The organism is Mesorhizobium sp. M7A.F.Ca.CA.002.09.1.1, from assembly GCF_003998555.1.
Classification (GTDB): domain Bacteria; phylum Pseudomonadota; class Alphaproteobacteria; order Rhizobiales; family Rhizobiaceae; genus Mesorhizobium; species Mesorhizobium ciceri.
Window position 1 is genome coordinate 1 of record NZ_RZRR01000096.1, and the last position, 9,796, is coordinate 9,796.

Here is a 9,796-nt window from a genome sequence, read left to right on the forward strand (position 1 = left end):
ATCCTGCTCAGCCGCGCCAGCGGTTCTTCGGGAAAAACGTCGCTGGCGGCGACGATGTGGCCGCTCTTCACCGCCGCCATCAGCGCCGGGAAGTCCACCACGCCGGCGCGGCTGAGCAGGATGAAGGCAGCGCCCTTGCGCATGCCGGCAAAGGCGTCGGCACCGAGAAAACCCTGGTTCTCGCTGGTCACCGAGGCAACGACGAAGATGAAGTCGCTGGTCGACAGCACCTCGTCGAGGGAGGCCGGCTCGACGCCATTGTCGATGAGGATCGATGGCGGCAGCCATGGATCGAAGACTTTGGTGCGGGTGCGGAAGCCCGACAGCAGCCGGTTGAGCGCCCGGCCGAGATCGCCGAAACCGATGATGCCGACATCGGCGCCGGACAAGAGCCGCGCCGTCTGGTTGCCGTCGCCGCCCCACAGTTCCTGTCCCTGGCGGAAGGCGAGGTCGGCATCGACGATGCCGCGGGCGAGATTGAGTGCCATGGCAAGGCCAAGCTCCGCGACCGGCTCGGCGAACACCAGGCCGGTGGTGACGACATGGATGCCGCGCGCGAACAACGTCTCGTAGGGCATATTGTTGATGAGGTTGGTCTCGACATTGAAGACGCAGCGCAGTGTCTTCATCCGATCGAGCGTTTCGGGCGATATGGGCGGCTGGCCGATGATATAGCGCGCCTCGGCCAGCACGTCGGCCGGCAGTTTCGCGACGCCGTCAGCGGTCGTCTCGACGATGCGATAGTGCGCCTTGAGCCGCGCCAGCTGCCGGGCTGTGAAGATCAGGTCGAGCGTGCGTGGTTCAGGCGCACTGATGACCAGCGGCAAGGCGCTGTTGGACATGACTATTCCCTCTGTTCCCCAATGGCCAAAATACCTTGGATGAAACGATTTACAACATCGCGCGGCCGAGGAGAGCGGGATTGGCGCTGGGATGAGGTGACCTGTCGGAGCCGATATGTGCCGGCAATGCAACAGTGAAGAATCGTTTGACCGCGATGGCGTGGATACGACGTAAGAACCAGTAATGGCACAATTGACATGGGGCAGGGAATTGGTTCTGCTGGCGCCGTATCAATTCGGAGGGCACTTTACAGTGAAGAAATACGAGAAACCAACCTTGCAGAAGCGCGACAGGCTTTCGGGTGTCACGGCCCAGACTGCCCCATCGACACCTCCGCCGACGGCAACCTGAGCGGTTGGCGACTGACGCCTTCGCCCTATAAGGGCAATCAATATCGGCGATAGGGCGCCACTGGTCGCGCCCTATCGCATATTGGCCACGGGTGCCCGCCGTTGTCCCAGATGCCGGACCTTACGGCCGATGATCATCAGCTGGCGCGCGGTGTTGTTGCGCAGGCGCCGCACGCGCCATTCCAGCCCGGTGTCGGCGGTAATCGACTTGGCATAGTAACTGACCCGCATGCCATCCTCATCGGCAGCCACCTTGACCGGGTCGTCATAGAAGGCGTTGATCTTGTCAGCCGCCATGCCTGGAGTTTCGAGCCAGCGTGGAATGTGAACCGAATGGAGCTGATCGACATCGGTCATCACGCGGCCGATGCCGACGCCCGGCGTCGGACACGTGGTACAGAAAGCATCGCCGATGAAGATGACCCCGTCGCGGCGATGGCCTTGCGTCGTGCTCAGACTGATCTGCCTGACCTCGACAGGACTCGCGACTTCGAAGTTGCCGCATCGCACGGCTATTTCGGGCATCAATTCGCAGAGCATCTTTTGCGGCTCCTGGCGGAACGCCCGCGTCCACGGCTCGGCCACATTGCGATAGAGGAACATGTTCGCCCGCATCTTGTCGCCGAGGGGAAAGATGCTGATGTAGGCGATACGGTCGGCGGCCCGCCTGCTGTAGCAGGTGACGGACTGATGACCGAAATCGCTGGGCGAGATGGCGAGGTCGAATCCCATCGACAATGAATGCGCCTTCGATTGCTCGATACGCTCGACGCCGACGGCGCGCCGCACCGCCTCGCCGTGACCGGTTGCCACCACCAGCAGGCGGGCATCGATGACGGTGCCGTCGGCCAGCACAAGCCGCTGCCGGTCCGGTCCAGTCGAGACTTCGGTTACCTTGCCGACCGTCAGCGGCACTTGCGCAGGCAAGGCGTCGCGCAGGCCATTGATCAGCGCGCCATAGGAGAATGTGAATTCAGCCTTCTTCTCATGCGCGAAGAACTGGCCGAGGCGAAAGACATGCGTGTCGGTCGTGGAGGTGACGAGACGCTTGAGTGTCGCATCGAGGCCGAGCTTTTCGAACAGCAGCATCTGGTCCATGCCGATCTTCTCGGCCCGGAATTCCTCGTGGTGGACGCGGTGCGGATCGATCAGCGCCACCTTGCGGCCGGCTCGTCCCAACAGAATTGCCAAGGTCGTGCCGGCCATTCCGGCACCGACGATCGCCACATCGACTTGGGCCGGGCCAGCCTCTGAGATACTCATTTTGCTGCTCTTTCTGATGGCAACGGCGCGTTTCACAATCTCCGGTAGAAAATATCTTCCGGACCTAAATCAACCGCAAGCAACCGGCGCGCGTGCTTGGTAGTAACCAATGTTTAGGTTAATCGCGGGCCCGCTGCTTCCAGCGCGGTGCGATCGCCGAGCCATCGATGAACTCAAAGCCGCCAGCCTCGTTGAGCGTGTGAAGTTTACGCCCACTCCATAGCGCACCTGGATTTAAGATGGTTTCAACGACCTGCTCCATGCCGATCAAATCAAGGTGAGAAATGCGTGCGATGCCAAGCGCCGCGCCGTAGCTCCTGCGGCAGTCCTGGACCGGGCGCAGCAGGTCGTTGCCGCGCCTGACCATGCGGCCGGCCGGCCGCACCGAGGCGATATCGATCAGCACGGGATTTTTGGGGTGCGGCGTCCAGGGGCCGCGAAAATCCGGCGCCGACCACAGATGCAGCGCGTCGGAGAAGGCGCCGCCGCCGTCGCGGACGGTGGCGAACAGCCACCAGGCGCCGCCATGCTCGACAAGCGTGGCGTCGCTGGCGACGACACCGGACAGAAGCGTCGCCTCCTTGACCCATCCGCCGGGAAAAGCTGTGGCCCGGTAGAGATCGACCGTGCCGTTGGCGCAGCTTTCCGGCACCATCCAGACCTCGCCGTCGCGCTCGAAGACGAAGGGGTAGGAGAGATGGTAGGGCAGCTCCAACACCGGTTCAGGCCTTCCGAGCGGGCCTGCCGGGCCGAAGGGAACGGCGGAGATGATGGCTTTGCCGAGCCGATGGATATAGTCCTCGACGAACAGGGTCAGCTGGCCCTGGTAGAGGATGGGGAACGGATCGGCGTAGAAGCGGCTGCCGTCGTCCGGCAACTCTTGCCAACCCGACGCCGGATGCGCGCGCAGCTCGAACAGATCGCGGCTCCCGGTTTGCCGCCAGCCGACCTTCCAGTGCGGCGCGTTGTAGCAAAGGTGATAGATCTTCTGGATGATCCGCCGCGCCAGCGCCTTGCCGGCCCTGACCCCAAGCTTGCCCGCCGAGGGCATTGGCGGCGGGCCGCCCACCTGCGCCGGTTCGGGCAGATCAGGCACGGACTTTGCCGCGCCTGACATGGCAGCTATGATCAGGCTTGCTGTGCGCGCCAGCATATCCTGGAAGGACGCCAGCGCGATGCCGCCATATTCGGTGCCCAGACGCCCGGCGGCGATCGCAACGCCGTTCTCCTCGATGCGGGCAAGCGGCGTGCGACCTGCGAGGATCAGGGCCAGCAAGGCCGCTTCGCCGCTGGCGCCGTCATAGGTGACGCGCCAGATCCGTGTGTTTTCCAGCCTGACATCGCCGCAGAGGTCGATGACGAGGTCAGGCGAAGCGGGGGACTGCCGGTAGGGCGCGAGCGCCGAAAGCGGCACACGCTTGGCCAGTCCATCATGGGACAGTCCGTGGATCGCCGTTTCGAGTTGAAACAGGGCCGCGGCGCTGCGCGGAATGCCACCGCCCGCCGGCCTGACATCGACGGACAGTTCGACGTCTTCGAGCGCGGCAAGGCGCTCCAGCAGCGTGACGTGAAAGGCGCGGACGCAGTCGCCGTCCAGGCGGAGGCTTATCTGCATGTTGGAGGTCCGAAAAGGCGGTGCCCGGCCTTGCCGGCCAGACCGGTCCGGTCAAATTGTAACCCCATTTGCATTCGTCTCCGCTCGCTGCGTAGCCAACACCTCGATATGTATATTTTTAAGCAAACCGCGTGCCAAAATTCACGTCACCTCTCAACATAATTAACAATGTTTTAACAGTTGGAGGAATAGCTAGGTTAGCGCCGCAAACTGATCTTGCCGGCATATGGAGTATTGTCGGAGGCAGCCATGCAATCATCCCTGCCCATGGTTCCTCAGCAACACTCCCCGGATCCGGCACGCGCGGGATCATATGCAGCCTCCACTGTCGAACTGGGCGATCTGAAGCGCATCCTGGTGCGCCGCCGGTTCTGGATCTTCGGCACCGTCGCACTGCTGACGCTGGTCGCCCTGCTCTACGGCCTATTCACACCGGCGCTCTACAGCTCGGCGGCGGAAATCCTGATCGATCCGCAGGACCTGCAGGTGGTCACCAACGACGTCAATCCCAGCCGTATCTCACCCGATGGCGGCATCACGCAGGTCGAGAGCCAGGTCAGCGTGGTCCAGTCGACAGGCGTGCTGATGCGGGCGATCGCGGCGACAAACCTGACGCAGGATCCGGAATTCAATGGGCAGGGCTTGCTGTCGCGCCTGCTCGGTTCGGCATCAGCCGAAGGCGACAGGTCGGTGCAGACACTCGACGCGCTGCGCCGGCGCCTGGCGGTGAAGCGGGCCGACAAGGTCCTGGTCCTCGACGTCATCGTCACTGCCAAGAGCGCCGACAAAGCCGCCCTCCTGGCCAACGCCATCGCGCAGGCCTACCTGGTCGACCAGGCGAGCGCGCGCGCGAAAATGGCCAAGGACGCTTCCGAGTCGATCACCGCGCGGCTGGACGAGCAGCGCAAGCGCGTCCAGCAAGCCGAAAACGCCGTCGAAGCCTACAAGTCCGCCAACAACATGGTGATGGCGGCAGGCAATCTGGTCAGCGACCAGGAACTGACCGAGATCAACACGCAGCTTGCGGCGGCGCAGAGCCGCACCGCGGCGCTGAAGGCGCAGGTCGACCAGATGCGCCGGCAGAGCGGCACGCCGGACGCAACTTCGGAAGCAATGCGCTCGGCGGTGATCTCGAGCCTGCGGGCGCAGGAGGCGACGTTGGTCGACCAGGTCTCGCAGCTCGGCACGGAGTTGGGGCCGCGTCATCCCTCGCTGATCGCAGCCCAGCAGCAACTGCGCGACACACGCCAGCTGATCGCGCGCGAACTTGGCCGCATCGCCACCGCCACCGAGACCGACTACGAACGGGCGCTGGCCAACCAGCAGGCGCTGGAAGCCAAGGTCGCCGGCATGAAGAGCAAGTCGCTCGACACCGATCAGGCCTCGGTGCGGCTGCGCGAATTGCAGCGCGACCTCGAGGCGCTGCGTTCCGTCTACTCGAACTATCTCCAGCGCGCCCAGGAGACGCGCGAGCAGATCAATGTCGACAGCACCAATGCGCGCATCATCTCCAACGCCATGCCCGCCTTGAAGAAGAGCTGGCCGCCTCTGCCGCTGCTGTTGCTGGGCGCGATATTCGGCGGCCTTGGGCTCGGCACCGGTCTGGCGCTGATCGCCGAATATTCCTCGCCGACGGTGCTTTCCAGCGCCCAGATGCAGTCGGCCATCGACGCGCCGGTGCTGGGCGTGGTGCCGGCAAAGTCGGACACAGGCCGGCGCTGGTGGCCTTTCGGCGGGGCGCGCGCCGCCGCCTCCAGCCAGAAGACCGATGCCGTCGTCGGCCTTGCGCTCAGGCGCATGTTCAGTTCGGGCCAGCGTCCGGCGGACTGGCCGCTGGTGCCTTCCATCTTGGTGACATCGTCGCCGGGCGAGGGCGCGCAGCGCAGCCGGGTGGCGCGGCTGCTGGCCAATGCCGCGGCATCCAGGGGCAGCCGTGTGCTGTTTATCGATGCCAATGCTGGCGGCGGCGGCCAGAAGGATCCGCAGCCGGGGATCCTCGATGTTCTGCGCGGCGAGTACGCGTTCGAGGCCGTCAGCCATTACGCCGCCGGCAGCAACGTTGCCGTGCTGGGCAGGGGCCGCTCAAAGGCGGTCTTCCAGGAAGCGCATGGCATCTATTTTGCGCAGCAGATGCTGGCGCGGGCCAGCCGGAGCTTCGAGCTCGTCGTCATCGACGGCGGCGCGCTGGCCGACAATCTCAATGCCTCGCCGCTGGTCGCCATGGCCGACGAGATCGTGCTCGTCGCCACGCTGAACGCCACCCCGATGCGCGACGTCACGACGACTTCGCAGGCGGTCTCCGTCATGGGGCGCCTGCCGACAGCCGCCTTGCTGGTCGACGAGGCCGCCTGATATGGCGGCCAGTTGGAGCGCAAGCGCTTCGAACCATGGTGCTGCCGCACCCCGCGCCGGCACGCCCATCTCCGGCACCTCGGTCGATGCGCTGACGCGCTTCGGATTGATCGCGGCGGTGGCGGTGCTGTTCAGCATCTCGGGGGGCATGCTGTGGCTGGTCGGCTACAATTATGATGGCCTGTTCGGCAACCCGGCGACCAAGATCCACCCGTCCACCTATCTCATCGTCCTGCTGCTTGCCTGGCGCTCCTGCGCATCAGGCAATCCGGTCGGCCATATCGTCCATCTCGCTGACAGGCGGCCGGCCAGCGCGCTGATGGCCGCCATATCGATCGTGCTTCTGGTCGTTGTCATCGCCAGGCAGCGGCCCGGTATGGCCGGCATGATCGATACGTTCGTGGCTGCGGCACTTCTCGTGCTGATGCTCAGCGAGGACGACGAGCGGACCTTCGCCGGGCTGCAGACCGTCGTCCACGTGGTCATGACGGCGAATGCCTTGCTTGCCCTTTTCGAGTTCGCCACCAAGACGCTTATCTTCCCCTATCGCCTCGACGGCGTGGCGTTTACCACCGATCTGCGCTCGAGCGCGCTGCAGGGGCATCCGCTTGCCAATGCCATGGTGACGTCGATCTATGTGCTTGCGCTGCTCTCCGGTGCCAGATCCCTGTCGATGCCTGTGCGGATAGGGTTGATCGGCTTGCAATGCGCGGCACTCGTCGCCTTCGGCGGCCGCACGGCGATGGTGACGACGGTGGTGCTCGGCGGCTGCTACCTGCTTTTTCAGGGCATCACCAAATTGCGCCAGGGCCGCGTCAATCTCCTCGGTGCGGCACTCGGCTTCATGCTCGCCGCCCTGCTGCCGGTCGTCATCATCGTGGCGGCATATCTGGGCTTTTTCGACGCGCTGCTGGAGCGCTTCGTGTCGGACAGCGGCAGCGCCAATGCCCGCGTCGAGATGTTCGAGCTCTTCAAGCACCTGGAATTGCGCGATCTGATCGTGGGACCGGATGTCGACCTGATCGACAGCCTGCGCCGCATCAACGGTCTCGAACAGGGCATCGAGAACCCGATCATCCGCACGGTCCTTTATCAGGGCGCCTTCTTCACGCTTTTGCTGACGTTCGGCTTCGTGCTGTTCCTGTTCGAGGTGGCGCGCCGCTGCCATCCCGGCATCTGGCTGCCGATGCTGGGCTGGGTTATCCTGATCAACACTTCGGAAAGCGTCGCGTCGAAGACGACGCTGCTGACCAAGTTCGTGGTGCTGGCATTGGTGCTCTATCGGCCGGCGCGGGCAGCGTTCAGGCCGGTCAGTCCGCCGGCATGGTCAGGCCAAGCGCCGCGATGATATCGGGGTCCAGCGCCCGGGTGGTGTCGTCCATCATGCCCATGCCATCGAAGAGATCCCACAGTGCCCAGGCGAAGCCGAGTTCCTCGGCGCTCCGCCTCACATCGGCGATGTAGCGCCCGCGATCCGGATTGGGCGCGGCGACATAGCGGGCGTCGGTGCGCAGCGCGCCGAACTCGCCCATGATGATGCGTTCCGGCGCAAGGCTATGGCCATCGGCCCAATCGCGGACCTGGCGAAGATATTTGTCGACAAACCAGCGGTCGGGCTGGGCGTCGAAATAGACTTTCAGCACACGCTCGGTCTCGGCATAGGCTGCTTGCTTGGCGTCTTCAGGGGTTTCGGTGTCCTGCGCCATGCGCGCCCTGACCGATGCCAGCGTCTGTTGCAGCGAGCCGGCGGATGCCGGCCACGGCACATTGTTGAGCGACCGATAGACCGGCTCGCGCATCCAGGGCGCGCCCTGATGGCTGAACAGATAGGGCTCATAGAAGTGGAAGGTGAACAGGATCGGCTCGAAGGGCGACAGCGGGCCCGGATCGAGCGCGGTCAGTCCGCTCACCATCGAGCCGCAGCCTCCGGTGACGACCAACGGCAGGGTCGCTGCCGATGCCCTTGCCGCGGTCAGAAGCGCGAGCTGGATTTGCAACCAGACGTTCGACGCGCAGGCCTGCGCCGGTTCGTTGACCGGCTCGAGCGCCACCCTGCCGGGCTGGAACCGCGCCAGCCTGCCGGCAAGCTCGCCGACCAGCCCGCGATAGAGATCGAAAGCGGGTGCGGCGGTGCTGGAGACCATGCGGTCGGGGTTCCAGTAATGGGTGGCAGCGTTGGCCTGGATGTTGACGATGATGCCAAGATCGGCGTCGAGGGTGGCGGTGACGGCGGCGTCCAGCATGTCCAGCAACTGACTGCGCGTCTTGGCGTCGGCGGCCAGGAAAGGGCCGGGATCGACGGGCAAGCGGATGAAATCGAGCCCGGTCTCGCGCAACCGACGCAGGTCGTCTGGGGTCGGCACCGGCCGTTGCGACTGGAAGGGCGGCCAGCCGTAGTCGGTGCGGGGTGCGGGAAATTCACGCGTCAGCGAGAACCAGGGCCAGGCGTTGACGCCGCGCCGAAACCGCGTCCCGGCGGCGGCGCGAGCGATTGGTGCGACCGGGAGCGAGCCGAGAGCCGCTGCAGTGGACAGCGCGGTCCGCAGCACCCGCCGGCGCGACCAGCCTATCATACGGTTCCTGGCGATGCGTGATCCATCGCAGTGGTCTTGGCGGCGGTCATGCCGAGCAGATGATAGGCCTCGTTTTCATAGGCGAGCAGGACATCGTCCCAGCGAAAGGCTTCGCGGGCCCGCGCCCTCGCGGCAACGCCGCAGGCCTTGACCAGGGCATCATCGTCCAGCGCCTGCTGCATCCGCTCGGCGCAACTGTTCTTGTCGGTGAAGTAGATCGCCGCAGCCCCTGCGGTCCACCTGTTGTAGGGATTGTCATGCGCGATCACCATGTTGCCGGCCGCCAGCGCCTCGACCAGCGACGGGTTGGTGCCGCCCACCGTGTGGCCGTGCAGATAGGCGCGGGCGTGGAAGCGCAGGGCCTTCACCGTTGCCTGGTCGTAAATGGCGCCCGGCAGGACCACCGAGCCGTTCGCCGCCTTGCGGATGGCGGCATGGTAGGGGATGTCGTCGGACAGCGTTCCCAGCACCACCAGCTTCATGTCGCGCTTGGTGGAGCAAAAGGATTCGACAATCGGCAGGATGTTGTTGTCGGGTTCGATGCGCGCGATCGAGATGAGATAACGCCCGGGCTCGAGGCCGAGCGCCCGGACCGGCGCCTCGGGCGCTGATGCCACCGGATCGGCGCCATAGGCGATGGTGGCGATGGCGCTGCGCGGCCGGCGCGTCGCCAGGTGATCGGCGATGGCGGGATGATCGGCGACCAGCCGATGCGAGGCCCAAGCGCCGATCCATTCGTTGAGCCAGAACCAGGTTCGCGCCGCCATCCCCCATTTGGGGCGACGCCACTCGATGCCGTC

At 64.9% G+C, this 9,796-nt stretch carries 7 protein-coding genes; 2 read left to right on the forward strand and 5 right to left on the reverse strand.

Features of this window, described 5'->3' with window-relative positions:
* The 3 genes from EN994_RS06810 to EN994_RS06820 all read right to left on the reverse strand — a co-directional run.
* Window positions 1-842 (reverse strand): hydroxyacid dehydrogenase (locus EN994_RS06810; protein WP_164745829.1); only part of this gene is annotated, 842 nt, incomplete at its 3' end.
* Between the two features lie 423 nt (window positions 843-1,265).
* Window positions 1,266-2,456 (reverse strand): NAD(P)/FAD-dependent oxidoreductase, encoded by a 1,191-nt coding sequence (locus EN994_RS06815; protein WP_013530602.1) that lies wholly within the window; start codon window positions 2,454-2,456, stop codon window positions 1,266-1,268.
* Between the two features lie 118 nt (window positions 2,457-2,574).
* Window positions 2,575-4,071 (reverse strand): hypothetical protein, encoded by a 1,497-nt coding sequence (locus tag EN994_RS06820; protein WP_063168636.1) that lies wholly within the window; start codon window positions 4,069-4,071, stop codon window positions 2,575-2,577.
* Between the two features lie 249 nt (window positions 4,072-4,320).
* On the opposite strand from EN994_RS06820, the gene EN994_RS06825 reads away from it, so the two are divergent.
* A complete protein-coding gene (locus tag EN994_RS06825; protein ID WP_063168635.1) occupies window positions 4,321-6,423 on the forward strand; it encodes an exopolysaccharide transport family protein in 2,103 nt (700 codons plus the stop codon).
* 1 nt (window position 6,424) lies between these two features.
* Window positions 6,425-7,771, forward strand: coding sequence for a VpsF family polysaccharide biosynthesis protein (locus EN994_RS06830; protein ID WP_013530605.1), 1,347 nt, complete (start codon window positions 6,425-6,427; stop codon window positions 7,769-7,771).
* Here EN994_RS06830 and EN994_RS06835 read toward each other — a convergent pair.
* Together EN994_RS06835 and EN994_RS06840 are read right to left on the reverse strand one after the other, a co-directional pair.
* The gene (locus EN994_RS06835) at window positions 7,734-8,996 is read right to left on the reverse strand and encodes a cellulase family glycosylhydrolase (RefSeq protein ID WP_013530606.1); all 1,263 of its coding nucleotides are present in this window, start codon (window positions 8,994-8,996) and stop codon (window positions 7,734-7,736) included. The two genes, EN994_RS06830 and EN994_RS06835, sit on opposite strands and share 38 nt — an antisense overlap.
* Window positions 8,993-9,796 (reverse strand): glycosyltransferase (locus EN994_RS06840; protein ID WP_127307454.1); only part of this gene is annotated, 804 nt, incomplete at its 5' end. The genes EN994_RS06840 and EN994_RS06835, both read right to left, overlap by 4 nt.